This is a genomic window from Caballeronia sp. LZ016 (assembly GCF_031450805.1).
Lineage (GTDB): Bacteria > Pseudomonadota > Gammaproteobacteria > Burkholderiales > Burkholderiaceae > Caballeronia.
Genome location: NZ_JARTVY010000002.1, coordinates 338,793 through 364,399, shown reverse-complemented (window position 1 = coordinate 364,399; position 25,607 = coordinate 338,793). Strand labels below are relative to the sequence as shown.

At 63.1% G+C, this 25,607-nt stretch carries 23 protein-coding genes and 1 tRNA gene; 12 read left to right on the top strand and 12 right to left on the bottom strand.

Annotated features, from left to right (window positions below; genetic code table 11):
- Window positions 1-134 precede the first annotated feature (134 nt).
- Window positions 135-1,241, top strand: coding sequence for a hypothetical protein (locus P9220_RS15105; protein WP_309765810.1), 1,107 nt, complete (start codon window positions 135-137; stop codon window positions 1,239-1,241).
- Between the two features lie 466 nt (window positions 1,242-1,707).
- Window positions 1,708-2,157 (top strand): monooxygenase family protein, encoded by a 450-nt coding sequence (locus tag P9220_RS15100; protein ID WP_309765809.1) that lies wholly within the window; start codon window positions 1,708-1,710, stop codon window positions 2,155-2,157.
- A gap of 90 nt (window positions 2,158-2,247) precedes the next feature.
- Here P9220_RS15100 and P9220_RS15095 read toward each other — a convergent pair whose 3' ends face one another.
- Window positions 2,248-3,231 carry an FUSC family protein gene (locus tag P9220_RS15095; protein ID WP_309765808.1) on the bottom strand — a complete coding sequence of 328 codons (984 nt, stop codon included), beginning with the start codon at window positions 3,229-3,231 and terminating at the stop codon, window positions 2,248-2,250.
- Window positions 3,232-3,940: 709 nt separating this feature from the next.
- On the opposite strand from P9220_RS15095, the gene P9220_RS15090 reads away from it, so the two are divergent.
- The 6 genes from P9220_RS15090 to P9220_RS15065 all read left to right on the top strand — a co-directional run bounded on the left by P9220_RS15090 (window position 3,941) and on the right by P9220_RS15065 (window position 9,962).
- The gene (locus P9220_RS15090; RefSeq protein WP_309765807.1) at window positions 3,941-5,032 is read left to right on the top strand and encodes an ABC transporter ATP-binding protein; all 1,092 of its coding nucleotides are present in this window, start codon (window positions 3,941-3,943) and stop codon (window positions 5,030-5,032) included.
- The gene (locus P9220_RS15085) at window positions 5,019-6,143 is read left to right on the top strand and encodes an ABC transporter ATP-binding protein (RefSeq protein ID WP_309765806.1); all 1,125 of its coding nucleotides are present in this window, start codon (window positions 5,019-5,021) and stop codon (window positions 6,141-6,143) included. Before P9220_RS15090 ends, P9220_RS15085 begins: the two co-directional genes overlap by 14 nt.
- Window positions 6,140-7,036, top strand: a complete 897-nt coding sequence (locus P9220_RS15080) for a sugar ABC transporter permease (RefSeq protein ID WP_309765805.1) — start codon at window positions 6,140-6,142, stop codon at window positions 7,034-7,036. Before P9220_RS15085 ends, P9220_RS15080 begins: the two co-directional genes overlap by 4 nt.
- Entirely contained in the window at window positions 7,026-7,838 is an 813-nt protein-coding gene (locus P9220_RS15075) for a carbohydrate ABC transporter permease (protein ID WP_309765804.1), read from the top strand. Before P9220_RS15080 ends, P9220_RS15075 begins: the two co-directional genes overlap by 11 nt.
- Window positions 7,838-8,119: a DUF2160 domain-containing protein gene (locus tag P9220_RS15070; RefSeq protein WP_309765803.1), complete on the top strand. Its 282-nt coding sequence runs from the start codon at window positions 7,838-7,840 to the stop codon at window positions 8,117-8,119. Before P9220_RS15075 ends, P9220_RS15070 begins: the two co-directional genes overlap by 1 nt.
- Window positions 8,120-8,222: 103 nt before the next feature.
- A complete protein-coding gene (locus P9220_RS15065; RefSeq protein ID WP_309765802.1) occupies window positions 8,223-9,962 on the top strand; it encodes an ABC transporter substrate-binding protein in 1,740 nt (579 codons plus the stop codon).
- A gap of 135 nt (window positions 9,963-10,097) precedes the next feature.
- Here the strand turns inward: P9220_RS15065 and P9220_RS15060 are convergent, their stop codons facing one another.
- From P9220_RS15060 to P9220_RS15050, 3 genes are all read right to left on the bottom strand, one after another.
- Window positions 10,098-10,652, bottom strand: a complete 555-nt coding sequence (locus tag P9220_RS15060; RefSeq protein WP_309765801.1) for a hypothetical protein — start codon at window positions 10,650-10,652, stop codon at window positions 10,098-10,100.
- Between the two features lie 341 nt (window positions 10,653-10,993).
- A complete protein-coding gene (locus P9220_RS15055; protein ID WP_309765800.1) occupies window positions 10,994-11,290 on the bottom strand; it encodes a hypothetical protein in 297 nt (98 codons plus the stop codon).
- A 66-nt stretch (window positions 11,291-11,356) separates the two neighbouring features.
- Complete coding sequence (locus P9220_RS15050; protein ID WP_309765799.1) at window positions 11,357-11,986, bottom strand: hypothetical protein; 630 nt, start codon at window positions 11,984-11,986, stop codon at window positions 11,357-11,359.
- A 370-nt stretch (window positions 11,987-12,356) separates the two neighbouring features.
- Here P9220_RS15050 and P9220_RS15045 point away from each other — a divergent pair, with 370 nt between their 5' ends.
- The 4 genes from P9220_RS15045 (at window position 12,357) to P9220_RS15035 (ending at window position 16,346) form a co-directional block, all read left to right on the top strand.
- Window positions 12,357-13,361: an NADP-dependent oxidoreductase gene (locus P9220_RS15045; RefSeq protein WP_309765798.1), complete on the top strand. Its 1,005-nt coding sequence runs from the start codon at window positions 12,357-12,359 to the stop codon at window positions 13,359-13,361.
- Between the two features lie 1,019 nt (window positions 13,362-14,380).
- Window positions 14,381-15,304, top strand: a complete 924-nt coding sequence (locus P9220_RS15040; protein ID WP_309765796.1) for an NAD(P)/FAD-dependent oxidoreductase — start codon at window positions 14,381-14,383, stop codon at window positions 15,302-15,304.
- A gap of 326 nt (window positions 15,305-15,630) precedes the next feature.
- A complete protein-coding gene (locus P9220_RS27070) occupies window positions 15,631-15,891 on the top strand; it encodes a DUF4148 domain-containing protein (protein ID WP_404980255.1) in 261 nt (86 codons plus the stop codon).
- A 227-nt stretch (window positions 15,892-16,118) separates the two neighbouring features.
- Window positions 16,119-16,346, top strand: coding sequence for a hypothetical protein (locus P9220_RS15035; protein WP_309765795.1), 228 nt, complete (start codon window positions 16,119-16,121; stop codon window positions 16,344-16,346).
- Window positions 16,347-16,561: 215 nt separating this feature from the next.
- Here P9220_RS15035 and P9220_RS15030 read toward each other — a convergent pair.
- The 8 genes from P9220_RS15030 to fdxH form a co-directional block, all read right to left on the bottom strand.
- Window positions 16,562-16,657 (bottom strand) — tRNA-Sec (locus P9220_RS15030).
- Window positions 16,658-16,766: 109 nt separating this feature from the next.
- A complete protein-coding gene (locus P9220_RS15025) occupies window positions 16,767-17,390 on the bottom strand; it encodes a DedA family protein (RefSeq protein ID WP_309765794.1) in 624 nt (207 codons plus the stop codon).
- Window positions 17,391-17,424: 34 nt separating this feature from the next.
- A complete protein-coding gene (locus tag P9220_RS15020) occupies window positions 17,425-19,428 on the bottom strand; it encodes a VTT domain-containing protein (protein WP_309765793.1) in 2,004 nt (667 codons plus the stop codon).
- A 38-nt stretch (window positions 19,429-19,466) separates the two neighbouring features.
- Window positions 19,467-21,395, bottom strand: coding sequence for a selenocysteine-specific translation elongation factor (selB, locus tag P9220_RS15015; protein WP_309765792.1), 1,929 nt, complete (start codon window positions 21,393-21,395; stop codon window positions 19,467-19,469).
- Window positions 21,392-22,831, bottom strand: a complete 1,440-nt coding sequence (gene selA, locus P9220_RS15010) for an L-seryl-tRNA(Sec) selenium transferase (protein ID WP_309765791.1) — start codon at window positions 22,829-22,831, stop codon at window positions 21,392-21,394. Before selA ends, selB begins: the two co-directional genes overlap by 4 nt.
- Window positions 22,828-23,829, bottom strand: coding sequence for a formate dehydrogenase accessory protein FdhE (gene fdhE / locus P9220_RS15005; RefSeq protein WP_309765790.1), 1,002 nt, complete (start codon window positions 23,827-23,829; stop codon window positions 22,828-22,830). Before fdhE ends, selA begins: the two co-directional genes overlap by 4 nt.
- Window positions 23,830-24,037: 208 nt before the next feature.
- Entirely contained in the window at window positions 24,038-24,688 is a 651-nt protein-coding gene (locus P9220_RS15000; RefSeq protein WP_309765789.1) for a formate dehydrogenase subunit gamma, read from the bottom strand.
- Entirely contained in the window at window positions 24,675-25,607 is a 933-nt protein-coding gene (gene fdxH / locus P9220_RS14995) for a formate dehydrogenase subunit beta (RefSeq protein ID WP_309765788.1), read from the bottom strand. Before fdxH ends, P9220_RS15000 begins: the two co-directional genes overlap by 14 nt.

Here is a 25,607-nt window from a genome sequence, read left to right as displayed (position 1 = left end):
GCCAAGACCCAAACATAAGACGAAATCGCCGCGATAAGTGGAGCAGCGCACAATGGGCCGCCGTCGCATTCGATAACCTCGTGCCTCATCGCCTCGGAGCAGGCGAGTTCACACCACAAACTACGGGGAAAATCATGAAAACACGCATGGCGGTTGCGTTGAGCGTTGTGCTTGCTGCATGTGGCGGCGGCGGGGGCGGTGAAACCAGCGCGACGTCCGCGGCATCGGCCACGCCGGCGTCGAATTCGACTGCCACGACGTGTTCAGGCGGCCCTTTCACGACAGACCCGGCGAAGGCCTGCTCCGATGCGTCCGGCAAGGTCGTCACCGCCTACGTCTACGCGCAGCCGCAGACGGTCATTGCCGATGGCGCCGTCATCTCGACCGACACGACATGGCCCGCGAGCGGTTCGCCGTATTACATCGCCGGCACGATGCACGTTGCCACGGGCGCTACGCTGACGATCCCGGACAATGTCATCGTGGAGGGCATCAGGCCGACGCCGTGCACGTCCGACTGCATCGGGCAGATTCCGACGAAAGGCATCATCAACGTGGCGGGGAAGCTGAATGTCGGTGGCAACGATCAGGTGCAGCTTCTCGGCGTGACCGTCAGCAACGTCGATGCGAACGCGGGCGGCGGGACGGTCAGCATCCAGCATGCGCGTCTCGAAGACGCCTTCGTGCAGATCAGTCCCGCCGCGCCTTTTTCGATGACCTATAGCCAGGCTTATCGTCTCAACGTGACGCCCATCGTTCGCGCAGGCGTCACCACTTACGAGGCGGGCACGAACGGCTACCCAAGCTTCAAGAACTCGACGCTCAGGTACAACACGTTCGTCGATTCGGCCGCCTTCGCCTTCGATCCTTCGGTGATCGTGCAGAACAATCTGTTCATCAACATGGTCGATTCGCTCGTCTTGATCGACGACTTTCCGGTCAGCGGCGCGCCTGCCGGCATCGCGAAGAACAATTCGTTCCTGTTCAAGACGAACTCGCCGAATACGAACCGCATGGTCATTGCGGCGCACGGGACCTACGCTGCATCGACGATGCACACCCTCGACTTCTCGAACAACTTCTGGGGCGTGACGGACAACACGACGATTCAGTCGCGTATCCTCGACAGCACGAATTCGAGCAGTCCGAGATTGCCGAACGTCATCAGCTACGCGCCGGCCGCCGCGAATCCGGACCCGGCGACGCCCGCCGATCCGCAAAGCAACGTGCCGAACGAGTAAGCGAGGGGTGCGAGCGCGGCTGGCCAGCCGCGCGCCTCACTCGACGATGATGGCGGCCGGCGCGGTCAGCGAAGAACCCGAGTTGTCCGTCTCGCGAATTCGCACGACCGCGCCGCGAAGCGCGAGAAGACCGAGGGGCGGCCGGCTTCGGCCGGTTGCGCAAGCGAGCGTGCCGCGGACCGTCTTGACGCCGCACGCGCTCATCGCGGCAACGCGCGCCACACGCGCTGAACGCATCACGTCGAGAGCTGCTATAACGCCGGCATCGACCGTCCCGCGCAGCCGGCGCGCGGAACCTTTCACCCCACGAACCGTTGCATTCGGGGCGGTCGCGCTCGAGAGGCGCTGTCGTGAATGGCTTCGATCATCAGGTTCATCCATGCGGCTCTAGTGGCGCATCTGTCAGCGCAGCTTGCGAGCGGATGATCGGCGACTATGCTTACAGTTCAGAAGCAAAGGAGCCGCCATGCAAACGTCCGTCGTCCGAAGATCCGTCGATCTCAGCGCGTATCCGAATCTCGTCGTCGTGCAATTGGGCTTTCGCGTGCGCCGGTTGCGGGGAATCGCCGCGATACTCGGCATCGGCAAAGGGCTGCGGCAGATCGAATCTAATCCGCCGGATGGATTACTGTCGAGCCAGCAGGTGTTCTTCGCGCTCAACCATATCGGCATTCGTCAATACTGGCGCGATCTCGACAGCCTCGAAGCATTCACTCGCAGCGAGCCTCATTCGCGGTGGTGGCGCGACTTTCTGCGCGACAGCCGCGGCGCGGGCTTCTGGCATGAAACGTACAGCCGGCAGGGAATGGAAGCGGTCTATATCGACATGCCGGCACCCGTGGGCTTCGATCGTTTTGCACCCGAGCGCCAGCCGACCGGTCCCTTCATGAGCGCGCGGCAGCGGATGGGAAATTAGCGATCACGAAGAATCGACTCGCCGCTCGATCCGCGCCGCATTTCCAGGCGATTTCATGACCGACTTGCATCGGCAGCGCGCGCGTTTTCGTTACGCCGTCGCCTGCGGCTCCAGCAAGTCGCTGATGCGTTTCAGATTCGATTCGACCTCTGCCAGCGCGAACGCCAGCGTGGACAGCGCCTGCACCCGCTGCGGACAATGACCGGTCTGCGAGACGCGTTCCATGCAGCGCGACCGGGCGTGGGTCGCGGCATCGTGCAGCGGCGCGAGGAAGTCCCGGCTCGCCGGCAGCGGCGCGTTGTCTCGAAGGTAGGCTGCGAGGTGGTGCAGGTAGTCGCTGCCGTTCTTCCGTACGGCGCTTACCAGCTCGCCCAGTGCGGCGCAGTCTTCCGCCGCGAATGCGCCGCTATGCGACTGGCCAACGCGGTCGAGCAACACGAGTCCGTGCCACAGGGTATGGACAGCGTCGAGCGCCGCGTTGAGCGTCGGGCCGCGTTCGAAGCGCGCTCGAATTCGCGCTTCGCCACTGATGGCTCTTGCGTCCACGAGGTGACGAAGAAACTGTTCGTGCAACGCATCGACGGCGGCGCGGTCATGATCGCGGGAAAGGATCGGCACCGCCGATAGCAACGCGCGACAGTCGTCGAGCAGCTCGGCCATCACAGCGAACGCGCGGGAGCGCGCCATTTGCGGCACGACGGTCAACGACACCATAATGCCGATTCCCGATCCCAGGATAATCGCGACTGCGCGCGAGAGCGCTTCGAGCGGGCTGTCGGGCGGCTGAAGCGCAAGCGCCGCAGCGACGAAGATGCTGTAGTTGGTCGCGGGGAAAAAGGCCGATGTCAGACACGTCGTCAGGGTGGTCAGCGCGAGCCTGGGCAAGGCGGCTTCAGCAGCAGGGAAACTGTGCAGTGCCGCGAGTCCGACGAGCGTTCCGATAGCAGCGCCGGCCATCTGTCCCATGCCGCTTTTCAGGCTGCGGTCGAAATGCACCTGCAGCGAAAACAGGCTGGCGAAGACGCCCCAGGTGAGGCTCGGAGAGTTCGCGAACCGCAAGCACGCATAAGTCACAGCGCTCGCGATGAGCGACTGAATGCAGATGCGGGTCGGGTCGGACCGGGCAATGCGCCGAACGGAATTGAGGGCTGTCACGCCGTGATAGGCAGCAAGTGTCGTTCCGGTGACCAGAGACGCGGTAAGAGAAGCGGCGCGCGTCGACGAAAAACGCTGCCTTTGCGGAACAAACGCTGTCTTGCGCAAGCGAATTACAGCGAGTGAGTGGAGTGAGCGAATGATGTCGTGCGAGAAGAATCGATAAAAGACCCGAGCGGCCATCGCATTTTTCAAAGTGCGGGCTTACCTGCCGGTTCTCCGCGCTCAGGTTATATGCAGGAGAAACTTATTCGCCTCAAGAGGAGACATCGATTCGCTAAATGTCATGACGCGCGCATTTGCGATGGTTCACGAATCGAAGCCGTAGCGTGCGCCACGGTAATAGGTCAGCAGTAGCCGAAGCCCTGACCCGCCAAAAGCCCTTTCGCTAAATCGCTCCCAACTATTGGACAAGCAGCCTGTCGGCAAGCCGCGAGATGCACCGTTCGCGCGCCATGCCGACGAAGTTCTCTAATTTCATCCGGTCGTAAGGTTAACCCCGATTTAAACCCAAACCAACAAAAGGGACATTCAGGCTGCTGCATGTAATCCAACTGCAACCCGATTGACGCCACCTTAACGCGCCGGCTTCCGCAGCTGGCGTTACGCGCGCCGCGAGGAGGAAGATTTGGTTCTGGAACTGGAGCGAGTCAGTGTCGTTTCTGGCGGGCAACCGTATCTTTACGGCGTGGATTTGCGCCTCGTCCCCGGCGCCATCAATGTGCTGCTCGGACCCACACAAGCAGGCAAGACCACGCTCATGCGCGTAATGGCGGGGCTCGACAGGCCGAGCGACGGCCGAGTGCTCGCCGACGGCCAGGACGTGACAGGCGTCAGCGTTCGCGAGCGCAATCTCGCGATGGTTTATCAGCAGTTCATCAATTACCCGGCGATGACGGTTTTCGAAAACATCGCCTCCCCTTTGCGCCTTCAAAAAATCGACCCTGCCGAAATCCGCCGGCGTACGCAGGAAGTCGCAGCCAAACTCCATATCGAGCATTTGCTGCAGCGGCGGCCAGGCGAACTGTCGGGTGGCCAGCAGCAGCGCTGCGCGCTCGCACGCGCGCTCGTGAAGCGCACGTCCCTGGTATTGCTCGACGAGCCGCTCGTGAATCTCGACTACAAACTGCGCGAGGAGTTGCGCATGGAACTGGCTACGCTTTTCGCCGACGGCAAGACGACCGTCGTGTACGCGACCACCGAACCGCTCGAAGCGCTGCTGCTGGGCGGCTATACGGCAATCGTCGATAAAGGCCGGGTTCTGCAGTTCGGTCCCACGCTCGATGTGTATAACGCACCGGTCAATGTCGCGGCCGCGGCGGTATTCAACGACCCGCCGATGAACATGCTGACGAGCGACTCGGCCAACGGCCGCGCGCGTCTGCCGATCGGCGTTGAGGTTCCGGTCAGAAACGGCTCCGATGCGACCGGCGCATGCCGTATCGGCATTCGGCCTGGACACCTGCGCCTTCGAGCGAAGGCCTCTCATGCGATCGCCGTTCCGTGCCGGCTGGAACTCGCCGAATTGAGCGGCTCCGAAACGTATCTGCACTTGCGCACGCTGACGGGCGCGGTGGACCTGGTTGCGCAGTTGCAGGGCGTGCATCAGATCGCGCTCGGCACGCAGCTCGACGTTTTCATCGACCCTGACGAACTGTTTGTGTTCGGCGCGGATACCCGACTGGTGTCCAGCCCGGAGGCAGCTCATGGCGTGCATTGAGTTTCAGAATCTCGCGCACGCGTACGGACCGAACCCCGCGACGCTCGACGACTACGCGCTTCAACCCATGAGCATGGTCTGGGATGACGGCGGCGCGTATGCGTTGCTCGGGCCATCGGGTTGCGGCAAGACCACGCTGCTCAATATCGTGTCGGGGCTCGTCAAGCCGTCGGAGGGCAAGGTGCTGTTCGACGGACGCGACGTGACGGCGCTCGGCGCACGTCAGCGCAACATCGCCCAGGTGTTCCAGTTCCCCGTGATCTACGACACGATGACCGTATTCGATAACCTCGCGTTCCCGCTGCGCAATCGCAAGGTGTCAGCCGCCGAGGTCACGAAGCGCGTGCACGAAGTCGCGGAAATTCTCGACATGACGCGAGAGCTGCCGAACAAGGCAAGCAATCTGGCCGCCGACGCCAAGCAGAAGATTTCGCTTGGGCGGGGCCTCGTGCGCAAGGACGTCGCGGCGATTCTCTTCGACGAACCGTTGACTGTGATCGACCCCGCGATGAAGTGGATGCTGCGCCGACAGTTGAAGAGAATCCATCAGCAGCTCAAGCTCACGCTGATCTACGTGACGCACGATCAGGTAGAAGCGCTGACTTTCGCCGACGAAGTCGTGGTCATGACAAATGGCCGCGTCGTTCAGAAGGGCGGAGCCGATGCCCTTTTTCTGCGGCCGGATCACGCTTTTGTCGGCTACTTCATCGGCAGTCCCGGCATGAATCTCTGTTCGATCGAGCTCGACGCCGACGGCGCGAGAATCGGCTCGCAGCGCTTGCCGCTCGACGCGGGCACGCTTGCGACGCTGCGCGGCGCGCATCAGCAGGCAAACGGCGCGCTTAAACTGGGGATTCGTCCGGAGTTCGTGCGCCTTTCGCAGCAAGGAGAAGCCGGCGCGGTCAAGGCGCGCGTGCTGCGCGCGCAGCAGCTCGGCAACTATCAGCTAGTTACCGCGGAATGCGACGGCCATGTGTTGAATGCGAAGCTCGAGCCGCATTTGCGGGTTGTCGACGGACCTGCCTGGCTGCATCTCATCGCGCCTGAGACCGTGTTCTTCTGCAACGACGAAAGAATCGAAACACGCATCTCCGAAGGGGCCATGCGATGAACAAGCCCGTCAATCAGAAGGCGTGGTTGCTGGTCATTCCGGTGTTCATCTGCGTCGCGTTCTCCGCAATCCTGCCGCTGATGACAGTGGTGAACTATTCGGTGCAGGACATCATCGGCCCCACGCAGCATGTGTTCGTCGGTACGGAGTGGTTTCGCAACATCATGACTGATCCCGATTTGCGCGAAGCGCTCGGCAGACAGGTTATTTTCTCCGGCTGCGTACTGCTGTTCGAGATTCCATTGGGCGTGGGCGTCGCCCTTGCGATGCCGGCATCGGGATGGCGCGCATCGGCCACGCTCATCGTGCTGGCCATGCCGTTGCTGATTCCATGGAACGTCGTGGGCACGATCTGGCAGATTTTCGGTCGGCCGGATATCGGACTGCTCGGCTACTGGCTCAATAGTCTCGGCTTCGACTACAACTACACCGCGAGTCCCACGGCCGCATGGCTCACCGTGCTCGTGATGGACATCTGGCACTGGACGCCGCTCGTCGCACTGCTGTGCTATGCGGGCTTGCGCGCGATTCCGGACGCCTTCTATCAGGCCGCCGAAATAGATGGCGCAAGCCGCTTCGCGGTGTTTCGCTATATCGAATTGCCCAAGATGCGTGGCGTGCTGATGATCGCCGTGCTGCTGCGCTTCATGGACAGCTTCATGATCTATACCGAGCCGTTCGTGCTGACGGGCGGCGGCCCCGGCGATTCGACAACCTTCCTGAGTCAGTATCTAACGCAAAAAGCGGTCGGCCAGTTCGATCTGGGCCCGGCCGCCGCCTTCTCGCTGATCTATTTCCTGATCATTCTGCTGCTGTGCTTCATTCTCTATAACTGGATGAGCCGCGTAGGCACGGGCGGCCCCGCCGCGCAAGGAGACGACCATGCGGGATAAGCGCCGCTTACTGCGGACGTCGATACTCATTGTCTACATGCTGTTCGCGCTGATTCCGCTCTACTGGATGTTCTCGATCTCTTTGCGCACGAACGAAGAAACCATGTCGACGTTCGCCACGCTCCCGCAGCACGTGACGTTCGAGAACTACAGGGTGATCTTCACCGATCCTTCATGGTACTGGGGCTACATCAATTCGATCATCTACGTGCTGATGAACACGGTGATGTCGGTGCTGGTGGCGCTGCCTGCCGCGTACGCGTTCTCACGCTATCGCTTTCTCGGCGACAAGCACATGTTCTTCTGGCTGCTCACCAACCGCATGACGCCGCCCGCCGTGTTCCTGCTGCCGTTCTTCCAGCTTTATTCGAGCGTCGGCCTGACCGACACGTACATTGCCGTCGCGCTTGCGCACATGCTGTTCAACGTGCCGCTTGCCGTGTGGATTCTCGAAGGCTTCATGTCGGGCGTCTCACGCGAAATCGATGAAACCGCGTACATAGACGGCTATACGTTCCCCGCATTCTTCGTGAAGATCTTCCTGCCGCTCATCAAATCGGGCGTCGGGGTGACGGCTTTCTTCTGCTTCATGTTCAGCTGGGTCGAGCTGCTGCTCGCGCGCACGCTGACTTCGGTCAATGCAAAGCCTATCGCTGCCGTGATGACGCGCACCGTGTCGGCGGCCGGTATGGACTGGGGCGTGCTGTCGGCGGCGGGCGTGCTCACGATCGTTCCCGGCGCGCTGGTGATCTACTTCGTGCGCAACTACATCGCCAAGGGTTTTGCGATGGGGAGAGTGTGATGTTCTCGTGGATGTACTGGACGCCCGAGGTAGCGATCTTCTTCGGCTGCATCGTCGTCATGCTGGGCGGCATGACGGTATGGGAACTGCGCTCGCCGACTCATGAACGCAAGGGCTTTCTGCCTATCGCGACGACTCGCGGCGATCGCCTGTTCATCGGCCTGCTGACTGCCGCGTATATCAATCTTGCGTGGCTGGCGATCAGCGCGGAGGGATCGAGTTCCTGGCCGGCTTTCGCAGCGTCGGTGCTGGTGCTGCTCGCGATCATGTGGAAAGGCTAAGAAGGCCGACGCATGCAATGAAGACTGGCAACTGCCGGTCCCGCTGATGCCCCCAGCGGGCGCCGACAAGATCGAAGGGGCACGGCAGACACAGGAGAAGACCATGCATCAGAGGAGACGGATCGTCGCGCTGGCAGTGGCAAGTATCGTGTCGGGTGCCTTCGCGAGCCAGGCTCTGGCGGGCACGCCCGAGGCGCAGAAATGGGTGGACAGTGAGTTTCAGCCAAGCACGCTTTCGAAACAGCAGCAGATGGACGAGATGAAATGGTTCATCGACACAGCGGCGAAACTCAAAGCGAAAGGCGTCAAGGAAATCCATGTCGTGTCGGAAACCATCGACACGCATACCTACGAATCCAAGACGCTTGCCAACGCCTTTAGTGAGATCACCGGCATTCAGGTGAAGCACGACATCATTCAGGAAGGGGACGTCGTCGAGAAATTGCAGACCTCGATGCAGTCCGGGCAAAGCATTTACGACGGCTGGATTTCGGATTCGGACCTCATCGGCACGCACTATCGCTATGGCGTGATCGTTCCGCTGTCCGACTACATGGCAGGCGAAGGCAAGGAATATACGAACCCCGGTCTCGATCTGAAAGACTTCATCGGCACGAGTTTTACGACTGCGCCGGACAAAAAGCTCTATCAGCTCCCCGACCAGCAGTTCGCCAACCTCTACTGGTTCCGCGCGGACTGGTTTGCACGCAAGGACTTGCAGGACAAGTTCAAGGCGAAATACGGCTACGATCTCGGCGTGCCGGTCAACTGGTCCGCGTATGAAGACATCGCCGAGTTCTTTACGAACGACGTGAAGAACATCGACGGAGAAAAGGTTTACGGCCATATGGACTACGGCAAGAAAGACCCGTCGCTCGGCTGGCGCTTCACGGACGCATGGCTTTCCATGGCGGGCGCAGCCGACAAGGGCATTCCGAACGGCATGCCCGTCGACGAATGGGGCATACGCGTGACGCCGGACGGATGTCATCCGGTGGGCGCGTCGGTGTCGCGCGGCGGCGGAACCAACAGCCCGGCCGCAGTCTACGCTACGACCAAATACATCGACTGGCTAAAGAAATACGCGCCGCCAGAAGCGTCGGGCATGACTTTCAGCGAAGCGGGCCCTGTGCCCGCGCAAGGCCGGATCGCGCAACAGGTATTCTGGTACACCGCGTTCACGGCGTCGATGCTCAAGCCGGGCAACGTCACGAATGCGGACGGCACGCCGAAGTGGCGCATGGCGCCCTCGCCGCACGGCGCTTACTGGAAGGACGGCATGCAGAACGGCTATCAGGACGTCGGCTCGTGGACGTTCTTCAAGTCGACGCCGCCGAACCAGCGCGCTGCAGCGTGGCTATACGCGCAGTTCGTGACGTCTAAGAGCGTGTCGCTCAAGAAGTCGATTGTCGGTTTGACGTTCATTCGCGACTCGGATATTCATAGCGACTACTTCACGAAGAATGCGGACAAGTACGGCGGCTTGATCGAGTTCTATCGCAGCCCGGCGCGCGTCGCGTGGACCCCGACCGGCAACAACGTGCCCGACTATCCGAAGATGGCCCAACTCTGGTGGAAGAACGTCGGCACCGCCGTCGCCGGAGAGAAAACTCCGCAGGCCGCAATGGATAATCTTGCGAAGGAAATGGACCAGGTGTTGTCCCGTTTGCAGCGTGCAGGGATGAAGATTTGCGCGCCGGAGCTGAATCCGCAAAGCGATCCGTCCAAGTGGCTGTCCGACCAGCACGCGCCGTGGAAGGCGCTCGCCAACGAAAAGCCGAAGGGCGAAACAGTGAAATATGAGCAACTGCTGTCCGCGTGGAAGGCGGGCAAGGTGCGGTAAGTTTTCCGATGGCGTCGAGCGCTCTTAAGAACGGGCGGCACTGAATGGTGCCGCCTTTTTTCATGCCTTGCTGACCATGCGCGATGAGGGAGAAGATCATCGACGCGCCTCTGAATTGCGGCCTGCACGTGATCATCACTCTCCGACGTGTAGCGGTTCAGGATAGACATCGGTCAGGCCTAATGAATCACCCACAGCCCATTCAGGCTGCCCGGTCTCATCGACGTAATCGACACAGCGTCCCGAATAATCTATCGAGCGCACGGCTACCACTGTGGACGGTTCGTCCTTCGCAACATACAGAACTGCCTTTCCATCTTTTCGCTCGATCGCAGCCGGCCTCAGTGGTCCAAGCACGTAAGGAATGTACGGCGTTCCCGTGCAGGCCGCGCCGGAGTATGCAGGCGTCACCCCGCTCCACCTGAGCCTGGTGGCGGACTGTGAGCCGTCGGCGGCTTTTTCCAGCGCGAAGCCCACGAAAACCGGCGCACCGTTGATGTTCATGATGACGCCGCCATCGGACACGTCCCCCTTGGGACCATCTGCGATCACGCCTACGAGCTTGCCATTGTTGTCATAGAGCTTCGGAAGCGAGTGGCGTCGCTTGTGGGGCTGGCTTTCATCTGCAGACGTCACGCTTGCCATTGCCGCGAGCAGCGCCATGACGAACCATTTCGATAAGCCACTCATGTTCACCTCACGGTAATCACGTTACTTGTCTCACTCTCCGATTCTAAGAGGCTCGGGATAACGTTGAGTGAGATCGACGATGGTTTCCACAGGCCATGCTCTCGAGGCGAACAACGGTGGCCCATTCGTGCAGGACGCGGGGCTCAGCGGATTCACGCGAGAGGCGAAGCCGATTATCCGGGACTGCGTATCTTGTGCGATGTACAGAGAAGCCGAATTCCCCTTACGGGCGATTGCGCTCGGTCGATACGCACCGCGTTCGTAGTAGATGTAAGGCGTTCCCGTACAGTTATCGCCGGAGTATGCGAGACGCGGATACTGCCATGCGAATTCGCTATTGCTTAGCGTTGTGTCTGTCCAAAGCCGCCTATTCGCGCGAATCCGGCGAAGACGAACACGCCGTTTATCTTCAGCGCGACCCCGCCGTCATAGTTGAGGCCGGATACATACAAGACGTCGCCGACGAGCGTGCCTCGGGCATCGTAAAGCCTTGCCTTGGGAGCGGAGTGATGGGATCTTTCCTCTTCGTCCCAGCGGTGCCTGTTGCCGTTACCCGGCCAGTCGTGGGCCATCGCATGGACGGCGGGCATGCAGGCAATGAGGAAGAGCACAAACGAGACCAACGGTCGGCGATACACTTGGCCACCTCGTGTCGAAGAAAACACCGCTGCTGAAAGAGCAAAGCAGTCAAACGCGAATCGACGTTACAACCCCACGCGCAGCGGTTCGGGATATCTATCCGACAAATCTATGGAGTTCTCGATTCGCCAGACCTTGTCAACGAATGGCGGGTAACCGCGATAGCAGTTCGTCCCTTCCCAGACCGACACGGTCGTATGGTCTTCGACACGCCCCTCGACAGCGATGTACAACGTGACATGTGCGTCGCGTCGGATAGCAGTCGCCGGCCGCAAAGGGGAGCCGGTGGAGGCGACATAAGGGGTGCCCGTACAGTCGGGGCCGTCATATCGGAGTGCGCCGACGCTCCACGCCATCCGGCTTGCGGATCGCGTGCCGGCATCGCCCGGAAGGCGCTCGAACGGCGCGGCGACGAGCACACCCTCCACGTTCAGCAAGACTGCGCCGCCGTCGCGATCGTCGCTACCGGTGACGATTTCACCGACTAGCCTTCCCCGTGCGTCGTACAGTTTCGGGACGATGCCATGCGCTCCCGAGACACGCGAAGAACTACTGTTGCGCTCGTATTCGTCGGGCTGTCGCAAGCTCGCGCCCTGCGCATGAGCGGTGACAGGCGCCAGCATGGTTGAAGCGCAGACCAGCGTACTCGTCAGCAACTTATGAAAGGATCGCCTGTTCACGATGCCCCCGCTCAACGCCCGCCTTGCTACATGTTATGCGTAACTTCTCTGGCGACCAAGAAAACCGCTGGCGACGCTTGCGATCGAACGCACAACCGAAGCTGCGCGTCGAAAGCACGATCGGTGATTGCGCTTGGGGTCGAGCGCGACACTGCAGCGCCCAGTCGACAGAACAGCGCAAAACGCCGTATCGGGGCCACGCATGCTGATAACGTCTATCATCGGAAACAAGATTCTTTCGTTGACTAGCAAGAGCGTGGCGAGGAGTGCCGTAAGAGACTTCGGCCGTCTGCAAAGTAAATCAACCGGAAAAAGCCGGTGAAAACTCCTCACGCTATGATCGACCGGCGGATGCATGAACCGCCCCTTCCACTGGAGAAAAAGCATGGCAGAAGCACAGCGCAATCGCCAGGTGCTACTTGTGTCCCGGCCTGAACGCGAAGCGACAACATCGAATTTCAAGCTGATTGAAACGCCGCTTGCGCCGTTGCAGGAAGGCGAAGTGCGCGTGCGAAATCACTATCTGTCGCTCGATCCGTACATGCGCGGACGCATGAGCGATGCCAAATCCTATGCCCCTCCGCAACCGTTGAACGAAGTGATGATCGGGGGGACCGTCGGTGAGGTGACTGAGTCGCGCAATCCGTCCTTCCGTGTCGGCGACAAGGTGGCCGGCATGTACGGCTGGCAGGAATACGGCACGTCGGATGGCAAGGAACTGCGTGTCGTCGATGCTTCGCGTGTGCCGCTGTCGGCCTATCTCGGCGCCGTGGGCATGCCAGGGGTCACGGCGTGGCTGGGACTGAACCGCATCATCGAGGCTAAGGCGGGAGAAACCATCGCCGTCAGCGCGGCCAGCGGCGCGGTCGGCAGCGTCGTCGGACAACTGGCGAAGGCTGCGGGCTGCCGGGCAATCGGCATTGCGGGCGGTGCAACGAAGTGTCGCTACGTCGTCGAGACGCTCGGCTTCGACGCCTGTGTGGACTACAAGGCAGGCAAGCTGCACGACGACCTCGAGGCCGCGGCGCCCGATGGCATAGACGGATACTTCGAGAATGTCGGCGGAGACGTGCTCGATGCCGTGCTCGCGCGGATGAACGCCCACGGACGCATCGCGTTGTGCGGCATGATCTCGGGCTACGATGGTCAACCCGTGCCGATCAAGGCGCCGACGCTGCTGCTCCGGCAACGGCTGAAGATTCAGGGTTTCATCGTGACGGAGCAGATGGACGTGTGGCCGCAGGCGCTCAAAGAACTGGGCGAGCGCGTCGCTGCGGGAAAACTTCACTTCCGCGAGACCATCGCGGAGGGCTTGGAGAACGCACCCGAAGCTTTCCTGGGGCTTTTGCGCGGGAAGAATTTCGGCAAGCAACTGGTCAAGTTGATCTAGCTGTTCGGCGACGCGCGCGGGCAGCTTAGCGCGCCGCGTCGGCCTTCGTACGCGGCTAATCCGGGGCTGGCAACGGCATCATCATCGGGCAGTTCGAGTGGCTCGAACACCTTCAGAACCGAATGAACTCTTCTTACTCAAAGAACAGTCATCGCGCCGGCCACTGATGATGAACGTCAGCAAGCAACAGCATCGTGAGCAAACGAGCCGTTGGAACCGCAGCCTTTCGCTTTGAGCGGCGGCTTGTTGCAACACTCATGCGCCCGATTCCGCTCGGGCATCGGAAAGCCGGTGCACTGAAAGTACTCTCGGCTCTCGACAGAGCGAACAGTGATACGCCGCCGGACCTGAGAGGTCAACTCTCAGCGGCGCATCTGCACGCATCCGGACGGCTGCACACGTTGTCATTCATTGGGCTGTCCCTGAGAGGTCGGGCTATCGCCTGGACCGAGTGAGTTTCCGCTTCCGCTGTGTCGCGCTTTGCCAGCATGCTCGGAATCGCGGCGCTGCTCTCTTGCTTCTCTTTGCTCTTTCGTTTCTTGGTCCGGCTGAGTGCCTTCAGTCATAATGCTGTCCTCGCATTTGGTCTGGCGATGCAACAGGCATTGCCTTGACTCGTGATGAGCAATGCACAAGCCTGATTAGGCGATGCGGTGCTAGCGCGTCGCGTGGACGGCGCGCGCCGGGGCACGCGAAATGCTTCGACTAGCGCAGAGCGCAATGCAGCGCTTTCGCAGAGAGGAGCAACGCATCGACGAACGCGAGGGGGCAGGCGTCAATAGCGCCCTTTTCTTGCAGATGGAACTGCCCTGTTCAACTCAAGCCACAGAACCGCTAACAGTTTGTGAGGCAGCAGAATTGAAACATCAAGCGGTTCCACCTGACGCCCGATAAGAACGCATACGCCTTCCAGTCATGACGCGATCACCCGAGCATGCGTGGCCTGCGAACTGCGCCCACTCACCGCTCACGTCGGCATGCAAAGAGGCCGACTATCAAGCCGTTGAACCAGGACACTCATGACGGATTCCATTGTTGATTGTGTCGTCGTCGGTGGCGGGCCGGCCGGACTGACTGCTGCGCTTTATCTCGCGCGATTCAGGCGCTCCACGATGGTCATCGATGCCGGGCAAAGCAGGGCATCGATGATCCCGATCGTGCGCAACCTCGCTGGCTTCGAGGGCGGTATCAGCGGAGAAGAACTTCTCGGGAAAATGCGTCGTCAGATCGCGTGCTACGAAGTATCGGTAGCCGAAGGACGCGTTAATGGAATCAGTGAGACAGACGGCAGGTTCATCGTCCGATACAGCAGCAAGCCGGATTCTTGCGAGCGCAGTGTGATCGCACATCGTGCGCTGGTAGCGTGTGGAATCCGCGACAGGCTCCCGCCGATCGACGAGGCCGTTCGACTGACCCAACGAGGGCTGCTCCGCTTCTGCGCCATATGCGACGGCTTCGAAGCGCAAGGCAAGCGAATTGCAATGCTCGGTCCCGCATCGCGTGCGCTGTCGCATGCCTTGTTTTTCCGCACCTTCTGTCGACAAGTCGCAGTCGTCGCACCTGATCTCGGTGTATTGACGCAAGAAGAATGTGCCACCGCGACGGAGAACGCCATCGATCTGATACCGACAGGTGCGCTGCAATCCCCGGACAGCACCGAGGGAGCACTAAGCGTTGTCTGCCGAAATGGCCGCCGTCACGTATTCGATGCGGTCTATCCGGTGCTCGGCTGCTTCCCGCAAGCAGAGTTATTGAGCGGCCTGAACGTCGAGCGAGACAGCGACGGCATGATCGTGACGGACAAGCAGCAGCGCACGAGCGTGAGCGGTCTGTTCGCTGCGGGGGATGCAGTGAATTCGCTGAATCAGATTTGCGTTGCAGTCGGTGAAGCTGCAATTGCAGCGATGGCGATCCATCGAAGCCTGCCCCCCAACCCGCTGTAAAGGCGCTGCGCGTTCGTATGTATGACGCGGCGGGAGCGCGGCGCTATAGCCATTCCTTTTTCGACCCATTGTGCGTCGAGTACACGCCGGGTCGCAGGCGCAGGTGTCTGTCCGTTCCTCGCAAAATAGTGCTGGTGGATTCGCCGAAAGACATTCTCGACGATGTGCGCTTATAGAGATTCGTCCCGTTTGCGCCCGGTTCGGTGCGGCCAAACCCGGATGCCAGGACGGCGGGCTGCACGAGTCATGTCACGAGGCACGGCGATTGCCTGGTTAGTGAGTGAGCGTGACCCATACGGCGCGACAACTTTGAATCCGGAGACTCGATGCGTGATAGCCAATTCGCCCGCTCGCTTAACGCAGTGCTCACGACTGTTGCAGTTATGTGCGCTGTCGCGGGATGTATCACTGGGGGCGACGCTTCGACGCGATCGCAGGTGCAGAAAGACCTCGCGACGTATCGTTGCGCCGGTTTCGATCCGGTCGCAGACGAGATCACCTATCCGGCTGACGTTGAGCGAGCTGAAGCCCGTGTCAACGCGGGTAAAGGCTGCGTTAGTGACCCGCATCCGGCGGTTCGTCCCTGACACCAATGGTCTTTCCCCGCAGACACGCAAGAGACGAAGCGCCGGCCAGCAATTCATAGTGATGCGAAGTAACTGGCGACGGAGCATGTTTTTCAGAGACAGCAATGGGTAGCGCGTACTTGATCGACCCCTTGGCACGGACTATCACGATAGTCGAGCGTGGAGACAGAACATCTCTTTCACCGGTTCACGCGCTGCTCGGATGTGAAGAGATAGAGCGATACTCCTTGGGCGGCGGCGACCTGCTATATGTCGGCCAGCAGCGGCCTGCGGGCGGCGGCGCATTCGTCTGTCACCTTTACCCGGACACCTCGTTCATCGGACGAGCACTATGGGTCGGCTCGAGCGCCGCAGGCGAAGAGGTCGACCCCGACATGCCGCTCGATGTCGCATCGGAAACGATCGTGTTCGTTAGCGGCGACTACCTCGATCAATCGCCCGGCGATGACCGGTAGCGCAACGGGGTTTGCCACTCGGCCAGGCGGCCGGGCCGCTGCTCTCGCCGAGCGCTCCACCCAGTGTTGATTGGATGCAACTGAACGCCCGAAGGGCAACGGCTGGCTCAAGGGAAACTTTTAGAAGTGGGTGTGTTCGCAAAGCAATAGCTGTCGAAACCGACATTCTTTGCTCAACGCACATAGGGATACCGCTGAAAGACCGCCAAGCCTTATGGCGGAAGGCAGCAGGAGTCGAACCTACCTGGGAGTGTCTGACACCCCCAACTGGGTTTGAAGCCCAGCCGCACCACCGGATACGAATGCCTTCCTCGAGCGCAGAAACGAGGATAAATAACAGCGCGAGCGTCGAATTATAACGGCGTCACGCTTATCGCATGCAGCGACACGCAGCAACATGCAGCGGCACGAGCGCAAGCATCAGCGCACATCGTCACCTGCGCTGTCCCGAGGCGGCCGACGCCGCAGCAAGCGGTACGCGAGGAACAACAACGCCAGCACGACGAGCAGATCGATCATCGTCGCGCCATGCGTCTGAAACTCGACGAGCGCCGCATGCAACTCTCGCTGAAAGAGCGCGCCGCCCAGCAGCCAGAACCCCGCCCACGCGACGATTCCCGCCGCGTCCCAGAGAAAGAACGCGGACGCGGCAATGCGCGTCGTGCCCATCAGCGGCGGAGTGACGAGCCCCAGGCCCGGCACGAACTTCGATACCGCGACGATCGGCACGCCGTACCGCTCGAACATATCGCTTGCCGTGCGCATCCCCGCATCGAACGCATAGGACCGGCGGGACAAAGCCGCCACCAGGCGCCGCCCGTAGAGCCGTCCCGCCGAGAACCAGACGGCATCGCCCGACAAGGCGCCGCTCACCGCCGCCAGCAACACATGCCAGAACGACAGCCGCCCGCTCGCAATCACCGATCCGGCGAACACGAGCAACGGCGCGGACGGCAGCGGCACGCCGAGGCGCGTCAGCAGAACGTTGCCGAACACCGCAGCCGCGCCCCACTGCGTAATCGCCGATGGCGGAATCTGGATCAACCGGCGCCTCCGCCACTCGGGCATCGTTGCACCATCATTTCGGCCTCGACTCGACGAGCATCACCGGCACGCTGCCGCATCCCGCGCTCGACGCAATTTCGATGCCGCGCCACGGCGATGCATCGCCATGATCGATCGCCATCGGATCCATGCGCCGGTCCGGACGCAACACGTTGAACGGCCACGACGGCCGCCGCAGCCGTTCATGCACGATCGAGCCGAGCCAGATCGGCGTCGGCGCCGCGCCCGAATGCTCGCGCACCGCATACGTCGTCGGCCAGAAGCGCAGCACGTCGCGTTGATCGGGTCCGCGCGGCGAGCGCGTGAACACGAGCTTCGACGGCTCGCCGTTGTTCAGGCGCGGCAGCGCGGGCAGCGCGGTCGCCGGCGCATCGGGCGACACCACCGACATCACGCTTTGCATCGTCACGCCGGTCACCTCCTTCCAGCCGCGGCTCGCCAGTTGCGCGCGTATCTGCGCGGGCGTCGCGGCCCATTGCACGGTGATCGGCTCGAGCCGGTCGCCATCGAGACTCGACCGATAGCAGGAGAACCTGCGCCACACCGTATCCATCCATTCGATCGGCGTGACGACGACCGTCGCGGGCGGCTTGCTATGCGCTTCGGTATCGTCGCTCACCTGCAGCGCCACGCTCGCGCACACGACCGTCAGCACCGCCAGCGGCATCAGTGGACGCGGCTTCGGCTTGCCCGGATTGCGCCACACGGCAGTCAGCGCGATCAGAAACACCCAGATCGCGGCGAGCGCGGCGCTGCCGAGCGCATCCGAAATGGTGAAGCGGCCGAAGTAGAGGCCCGCCAGCGCCACGGCGGTGACGATGCCCGATGCCGCCGTCGCGACGAACACGCCCGTCAGCATGCCCACGCGCCGCAGCAGCAAGAACGCCAGAAAGCCGTAAATGACCACCGTCGCCGCGAGATGACTGCTCGGGAACGTGCGGCCGGCAGGCGCGAACGACATCGGCAGCGGCTGATGCGTCGTGAAGCGGATCACCGCCACCAGCACTTGCGAGAACACGACCGCCACGAGCCAGTACGCCACCGTGCGCCAGCGCCGCTCGAGAATCATCCATACGATGACCATCGCGGCCAGCGCGAGCAGCGTCGGCATGCTGCCGAGCGCGGCGGCGGCATCGAGGATGGAGTCGGCCCACGTCGACCGGAACGATTGCAGCAGCCGATAAATCGACGCATCGACCTGCACGAGCGACGATCCGCGTGTCACGTTCGTCAGCACGTAGAAGAAGAGCACCGCCGACGCGAGCAGCAATACCGAGATCACGGCAATCAGCCCGGTCGCCGGATTGCCGGGATCGAGCGCGCGCGAGACGACGCGCGCCGTCACCCCCGGTTTCCGCTCCGCCCACGTCAGCAGCCATTCGCGAGAGGCGACCGTCCATTCCTTCGCATGCCACACGACGACGCGCGCGAGATTGAACACGAGCCACGCGAGCGCCGTCACCGCCACGAGAATGACGACCAGCCGGATCGACACCGCGCCCGCCAGTTCGATCGACGCGCCGAACACGACGCCGGGCAGCACATGCAGCGGCGCCCAGATCAGCGCACTCACGACGTTGACCACGAAGAAGCGCGCGGGCGGCATACCCGAAATCCCGGCGACGACCGGCACGACCGCGCGCATCGGGCCGACGAAGCGCGCGAGCACGACGCTCTTCGCACCGTGGGCCTCGAAGTATCGCTTGCCTGCGGCGAGCGCCCCCGGATGGCGCCGGAACGGCCACATTTGCGCGAGCGTATCGGCGTAGCGGGCGCCGAACCAGAAGCTCACGGCATCGCCGGCTATCGCGCCGAGAATCGCGCAGACCAATACCCAGCCGAGATTCAGCGCGCCCGCGCCGACGAGCGCACCCGCGACGAACATCGCCGTGCTGCCGGGAACGAAAGTGCCGACGAAGGCAAGAGATTCGAGAAACGACGCGAGCAGGACCACCGCGAGCGCCCACTCGGGATGCGCCGACATCAGATGCAGCAACTGGTAGTAGGCATGCTCCATCGTTCGCCTGGCCCGTTGAGCGGACCCGTGCGGCCGGTTCAGGCTGACTCGTGCCAGCGGCTGTCGGCGCGCAACAGGTGCAGGTCGCGGTGAAAACGAGTGTAACCAACCCTGTCGAAGAACTCCAAAACCTGGATCGCGCGCTTGCGGCCGAGCCCGGTCGCATCGCGAAACTCGGCCGCGCCGATTGCGTCGGCCGCGCCGTCGCGCGAGCGGGCGTTCTGCGCCGCGAGCCGCGCCAGTTCAGCGATGGATGCGCGCGAATAGAAGAGATCGCGCACGATCTGGAACAGGTCGCCGCGCCGCGCGAGCTTGCGCAACAGGCGGCGCATCGCGTCCTCGTCGGCGCCGTGTTCGCGAGCGAGGTCGCGCATCCACGGCGGATCGAAACGCCCCCGCTCGATCGACGCCAGCACCGCGCCGGCCAGCGCTTCTTCCGCGGCGTCGAGCGCCACCGTATGCGACGGCAGATGCAGCCACGGCCCGCTGCGCGCGATGGCACCGCTCGCGACGGCATCGTCGATGATCGCGCGCCACAGCGCATCGGGCGCGAGCGGCGCGGCCATGCGGCGAAGGCGCGCGGCGTCCGGGCCCTGCTCGTCGGGGAAGCGTTCATGGAAGGCGGCGAGCGCATCCGTCAGACGCGCGGCGAGCGCGTTCCAGTGCGCGGCGGCAATGAGGAGCGCGTCGTCGTGCAAGGGCACGCGGCGCAAGCCTTCCGGCAGCGCGACGGATTCCGCCGGCATCCCGCACAAGTGTTCGACGAGCGAGCGCGGCAGGCCGTACGGCGACTCGTGGAAGAGCGCATCGGCGCGGGCGGTGTCGAGCCAGTCGGCGAGCGCATCGAGCCACGCGCGGCGTTGCGGCGTGCGACGCTTGCGCGCGGGCGCGAACGGATCGAGCACGCGCCCGCCGCCGACCGTGCGGCTCGCCTGCGCATTACGCGCGATGAAGCGATCGCCCGGCAGCGCGCACACGGGCTGCTCGAAGACGAGCTGCACGCGCGCCGCCTGACCCGCCGCGAGCGTATCGCCGTCGAGCAGCGCGACATGCGCGACGCGATGCGTCGTGCCGAGATGCACGTGCAGCGGCGCCCAGTGCGTGAGCGTGATGCCCGCGTCGGCGAGCAGCGTGAGGTCGACATCGATCCGCTCCGACGCCCGCGCGATCCGCCCATCGACGATCCAGTCGCCACGCGAAAGCGCGTCCTTGTCGATGCCCGCGAGATTGAGCGCGCAGCGCTCGCCCGCGCGGCCCGATTGCGCCGCGCGGTTCTGCGCGTGGATGCCGCGCACGCGCACGGGCTCGCTGCTGTTCGGTCGCGGCGCGAGCGCGAGCATGTCGCCGACGGTCACGCGGCCCGCGAACACCGTCCCCGTCGCGATCGTGCCCTGCCCCGACAGCGTGAACACGCGGTCCACCGCCAGCCGGAAAAAGCCGTCGTCGCGGCGCATCGCCCAGTGAGCGGCGGCGTCGCGCAGATGCGTGTCGAGCGCGGCGACGCCCGCATCGTTCGCGGCGGTGGCGTCGGTATCGAAAAACGGTGCGTCGTGAAGCGGGGTGCCGGCGAGCAGCAAGCGGATCTGCGTGTGGACTTCGCGCACGCGGGCAACATCGACGCGATCGGTCTTCGTCACCGCGACCGCGCCGCGCGTCACGCCGAGCAACTGGAGAATGGCGAGGTGCTCGCGCGTCTGCGGCATCACGCCGTCGTCGGCGGCGATCACGAGCAGCGCGAAGTCGATGCCGCACGCGCCCGCCGCCATCGTATGCACGAGCTTTTCGTGGCCGGGAACGTCGATGAAACCGAGCATGCCGCCGCCGGCGAGCGGCACGTACGCATAACCGAGTTCGATGGAGATGCCGCGCGCCTTCTCTTCCTTCAGCCGATCCGTGTCGACGCCCGACAGCGCGCGCACGAGCGTCGTCTTGCCGTGATCGATATGTCCCGCCGTCCCGACGATCATGCGTCCTCGCCCTGCAACTGCGCGATGAATGCGGCTTCGTCGGTTTCTTCGAGACAACGCAGATCGAGCCACAGCGCGCCATCCGCGATACGCCCGATCACCGGCCGCGGCAATGCACGCAGCTTCTTCTCGATGCGGTTCATGTGACCGCCCGCGCGCTTGCCGTTCGCGAGCCTGACCGTCAGGCCGTAGCTCGGCAACACGTCGACAGGCAACGCGCCGCTGCCGATCTGGCTGAACATCGGCTCGGTCGTGACGATGAACGCATCGCCCGCCATGCGTTGCAGCGCGGGCCGGACGCGTTCCGCGGCGAGGCGCATGCAATCGGCCGGGCGCGTGAGCAGGCGCAGGGTCGTGAGACGCGTCTGCAGCGTTTCCGGCGATCGATACAGCCGCAGCACCGCCTCGAGCGCGGCGAGCGTCAGCTTGCCGACGCGCAGCGCCCGCTTCAACGGATGCTTCTTGATCTTCGCGATCAGCTCTTTGCGCCCGACGATCAGGCCCGCCTGCGGGCCGCCGAGCAGCTTGTCGCCGCTGAAGGTGACGAGGTCCGCGCCCGCCTCGACGGTTTCGCGCACGGTCGCCTCGCGCGGCAGGCCCCATTGCGTCAGATCGACGAGCGTGCCGCTGCCCAGATCGACCGCGACGGGCACGCCGCGTTCTCGCGCGAGCGGCGCGAGTTCCGCAGTGGTGACTTCCCTCGTGAAGCCGCTCATCGCATAGTTGCTGCAGTGGACCTTCATCAGCAGCGCGGTTCTCGCGTTGATCGCTTCTTCGTAATCCTTCGGATGCGTGCGATTCGTCGTGCCGACTTCGCGCAGCTTCGCGCCGGCGCGGCTCATGATGTCGGGAATGCGGAACGCGCCGCCGATCTCCACCAGTTCGCCGCGCGACACGATGACTTCCTTGCGGGGCGCGAGCGCCGACAGCGTCAGGAGCACCGCCGCCGCGTTGTTGTTGACGACGGTCGCGGCCTCCGCGCCGGTCAGTTCGCAGATCAGATCGTTGATGAGGTCGTCGCGGTCGCCGCGCGCGCCGGTATCGAGATCGAACTCCAGGTTCGCCGGACGCGTGAGGACGTCGGCCACCGCGCGCACGGCTTCATCGGGCAACAGCGCGCGGCCGAGGTTCGTGTGCAGCACGGTGCCGGTCAGATTGAACACGCTCTTGACGCGGCTTTGCGCATGCTTCGCGAGCCGCAGACTGACCGCGTGGCCGAGCATCGTCTCGGTGAGGGCATCGACGGATGCGCGGCCGGCTTGCGCATCGGCACGCCAGGCGTCGAGCGTCGCGCGCAGCATCGCGAGCGTCTGCGTGCGCCCGTAATCGGCGATGAGCGGCTCGAACACCGCCGACGCCAGCACGCGCTCCACCGATGGCACACGCGCCATCAGCGCGCGCAATTCGCCTCCGTCGCCGCCGGTGACATCGCTCATCGGTCGTGTTCCGCTTCGTCCGCAGCGCGCGTCTGCTCCGGCCACAGCCACGGATGCGGCGACGCGCGCTGGAAACCGGCATCGCTCATCAGCAGGTCGAGCGTGAGGCTCGCGAGGTCATCGGCGAAGGGCTCGAAGTCGTAGGCCTTGTCCTGATAGCCGATCTTGCGGTAGGTGCCGCATTCGTCGCACGACTCGGCCTTGAGCGGCGCGTTCCGCGCGCGTTCGGCTTTCGCCTGTTCGTCCTCGGCGGATGGTTCGGCGGCGTCCATCGCGTGATAGGCGATGCCCTTCGTCGAATCGCAATTCGAGCACTTCGCGCGGACGACGTGCCATTCGGTCGTGCACAGGCCGCATTGCACGTAGCGATACCCGTCGTGCGTGCCGCCGATGCGCACCACGCTCGCGACCGGCATCGTGCCGCAGACGGGGCAGACGCCGGGCGCGTCCACATACGGCACGTCGCTCGCTGCGATGCGGCTCGCGACATCGGTCCACAACACCTGCAGCGCCGCCATGATGAACGGCGCGCCGGCAGGCTCGATGTCCGCGAAACGCAGCGCGAGGATGGCGTCGGCCTGGGCGTCGAGCGCGGCGGCTTCGGTCGTGCGCAGACGCGCGACGAGCTGCGCAAGCGCGGGCGTGAGCGCGCCCGCCGTCTCGATGCGATCGAGCAGCATGAACAGCACGTCGCGCCAGGCGGGATCGCGCGCATCGGTGAGCGCGGGAACGATGGGCATCGAATGCCGCTGATTGAGCTCGATGGTTTCACGCGACGGCATCGGCGCGGTGAAATCGGCGAGCACGCGTTGCTGCGCATCGGCGAGCGCGGCCATCAGGCGCAGATAACCCGCGATGGGATTGCTTGCATCGGCGAGCTGGCGCAGGCGCGTGGCGCGCGCGCTGAACACCGTCGCGCGTTCCGGCATGCGCAGCCGGGGAATGGCCGACGGATCGAGCGATTCGATCTTGCCGGCTTCGAGTATGCGTTGAACCACTTGGGTGTGTCCTCAGAGTGCCTGGCGCGGCGCGGCATCGGCCACGCGCTTGTCGGCCAAGCATATCAGCTAAATCGAACGCGATCAGACCACGGAAAACGCAGCTCTGGCTGATCGCGGAGATGAACGATCCCGCAAAAAAAGAACCGCTCGTCTGAGTTGAAGCACGAGCGGTTCAGTCGACTTCCTCGGCGTCGGGATCAGACGCCTACTTCCCGATGATCTCCCTGAACCACCGCGGATGGTGCTTGCGCGCCCATCCATAGGTGACCGTGCCGCGCACCATCGCGCTGATCGAGCCTTTGATCCACAGTCCCGCATAGATGTGGATGATGATGGACAGGATCAGCACGAAGGCCGTCGCCGCGTGGACTACCGCCGCGAGACGAATCACCGTGATCGGGAAATAGAACGCGAAGTACGCGCGCCAGATCACGACACCCGACGCCAGCAGCAGCAGGAGACTCACGACCATCACGTAGAACACGAGCTTCTGACCGGCGTTGTACTTGCCGATCTCGGGCAGGCGGTCTTCGCGATTGGCAAGCACGTCGTCGATCTGCTTCATCCACTGGACGTCGCTCTTGTCCATGCGGTTGTGATGCCACACGCGCAACGCCAGCACGAGGAACGACAGGAACATCACGCAGCCGATGAACGGATGCAGGATGCGCGTCCACTGCCCGCCGCCGAGCACGGCATAGAGCCATGCCATCGACGGATGAAACATCGCGAGCCCGGACAGCGCGAGCAGAACGAAGCTGATCGCGGTGATCCAGTGGTTCGTGCGCTCGTTCGGCGTGTAACGCACGATCAGGCGGTTGCCCCGCACGTCGCGCAATTCGCTATCGTGTTTCATTCGAACGCTCCCTTTCCTTGCGTGCATCGTCGGCTTCGCGCTGAGCTTCGGCTTCCTCTTCCGCCGTCACTTCGTTCGGACCGACACGCGTGTAATGGAAGAATCCGGCGAGCGCGGCGAGCGCCATGCCCGCGACCGCGAGCGGCTTCGTCACACCCTTCCAGACCGACACGAGCGGACTGATCTTCGGATTCTCGGCGAGCCCGTGATACAGCCCCGGCTGATCCGCATGATGCAGCACGTACATCACATGCGTGCCGCCGACGCCCGCCGGGTTGTACAGACCCGCGTTCTCGAAGCCGCGCTCCTTCAGGTCTTCCACGCGAGTCTCCGCCTGCTCGATCATGTCCGCCTTGGTGCCGAACATGATCGCGCCGGTCGGACACGTCTTGACGCACGCGGGCTCCTGACCGACCGCCACGCGATCCGAACACAACGTGCACTTGTAGGCGCGGTTGTCTTCCTTCGAGATGCGCGGAATGTTGAACGGGCAGCCGGTCACGCAATAGCCGCAGCCGATGCAGTTTTCCTCGTGGAAATCCACGATGCCGTTCGTGTACTGAACGATCGCGCCCGGCGACGGGCACGCCTTCAGACAGCCCGGGTCCTCGCAGTGCATGCAGCCGTCCTTGCGGATCAGCCATTCGAGGTCGCCCTTCGGGTTCTCGTACTCCGTGAAACGCATCACCGTCCACGAGTGTTCGGTGAGATCGCGCGGGTTGTCGTAGACGCCGGTCGTATGACCGACGTCGTCGCGCAAGTCGTTCCACTCCATGCACGCCGTCTGGCAGGCCTTGCAGCCGATGCACTTGGACACGTCGATCAGCTTGGCGACGGTGCCCGTTACCGGCTCCCGGATCTGCGGCGGCGGCGTGGTGGTGGCGGAGACGCGCTTGATATCGAGCGATTGCAGAGCCAT

Coding starts and splice junctions, on each gene's coding strand:
- P9220_RS15105 (WP_309765810.1), top strand. CDS start 135: ATGAAAACACGCATGGCGGTTGCGTTGAGCGTTGTGCTTGCTGCATGT.
- P9220_RS15100 (WP_309765809.1), top strand. CDS start 1,708: ATGCAAACGTCCGTCGTCCGAAGATCCGTCGATCTCAGCGCGTATCCG.
- P9220_RS15085 (WP_309765806.1), top strand. CDS start 5,019: ATGGCGTGCATTGAGTTTCAGAATCTCGCGCACGCGTACGGACCGAAC.
- P9220_RS15080 (WP_309765805.1), top strand. CDS start 6,140: ATGAACAAGCCCGTCAATCAGAAGGCGTGGTTGCTGGTCATTCCGGTG.
- P9220_RS15075 (WP_309765804.1), top strand. CDS start 7,026: ATGCGGGATAAGCGCCGCTTACTGCGGACGTCGATACTCATTGTCTAC.
- P9220_RS15070 (WP_309765803.1), top strand. CDS start 7,838: ATGTTCTCGTGGATGTACTGGACGCCCGAGGTAGCGATCTTCTTCGGC.
- P9220_RS15065 (WP_309765802.1), top strand. CDS start 8,223: ATGCATCAGAGGAGACGGATCGTCGCGCTGGCAGTGGCAAGTATCGTG.
- P9220_RS15060 (WP_309765801.1), bottom strand. CDS start 10,652: ATGAGTGGCTTATCGAAATGGTTCGTCATGGCGCTGCTCGCGGCAATG.
- P9220_RS15045 (WP_309765798.1), top strand. CDS start 12,357: ATGGCAGAAGCACAGCGCAATCGCCAGGTGCTACTTGTGTCCCGGCCT.
- P9220_RS15040 (WP_309765796.1), top strand. CDS start 14,381: ATGACGGATTCCATTGTTGATTGTGTCGTCGTCGGTGGCGGGCCGGCC.
- P9220_RS27070 (WP_404980255.1), top strand. CDS start 15,631: ATGCGTGATAGCCAATTCGCCCGCTCGCTTAACGCAGTGCTCACGACT.
- P9220_RS15020 (WP_309765793.1), bottom strand. CDS start 19,428: ATGGAGCATGCCTACTACCAGTTGCTGCATCTGATGTCGGCGCATCCC.
- selB (WP_309765792.1), bottom strand. CDS start 21,395: ATGATCGTCGGGACGGCGGGACATATCGATCACGGCAAGACGACGCTC.
- selA (WP_309765791.1), bottom strand. CDS start 22,831: ATGAGCGATGTCACCGGCGGCGACGGAGGCGAATTGCGCGCGCTGATG.
- P9220_RS15000 (WP_309765789.1), bottom strand. CDS start 24,688: ATGAAACACGATAGCGAATTGCGCGACGTGCGGGGCAACCGCCTGATC.
- fdxH (WP_309765788.1), bottom strand. CDS start 25,607: ATGGCTCTGCAATCGCTCGATATCAAGCGCGTCTCCGCCACCACCACG.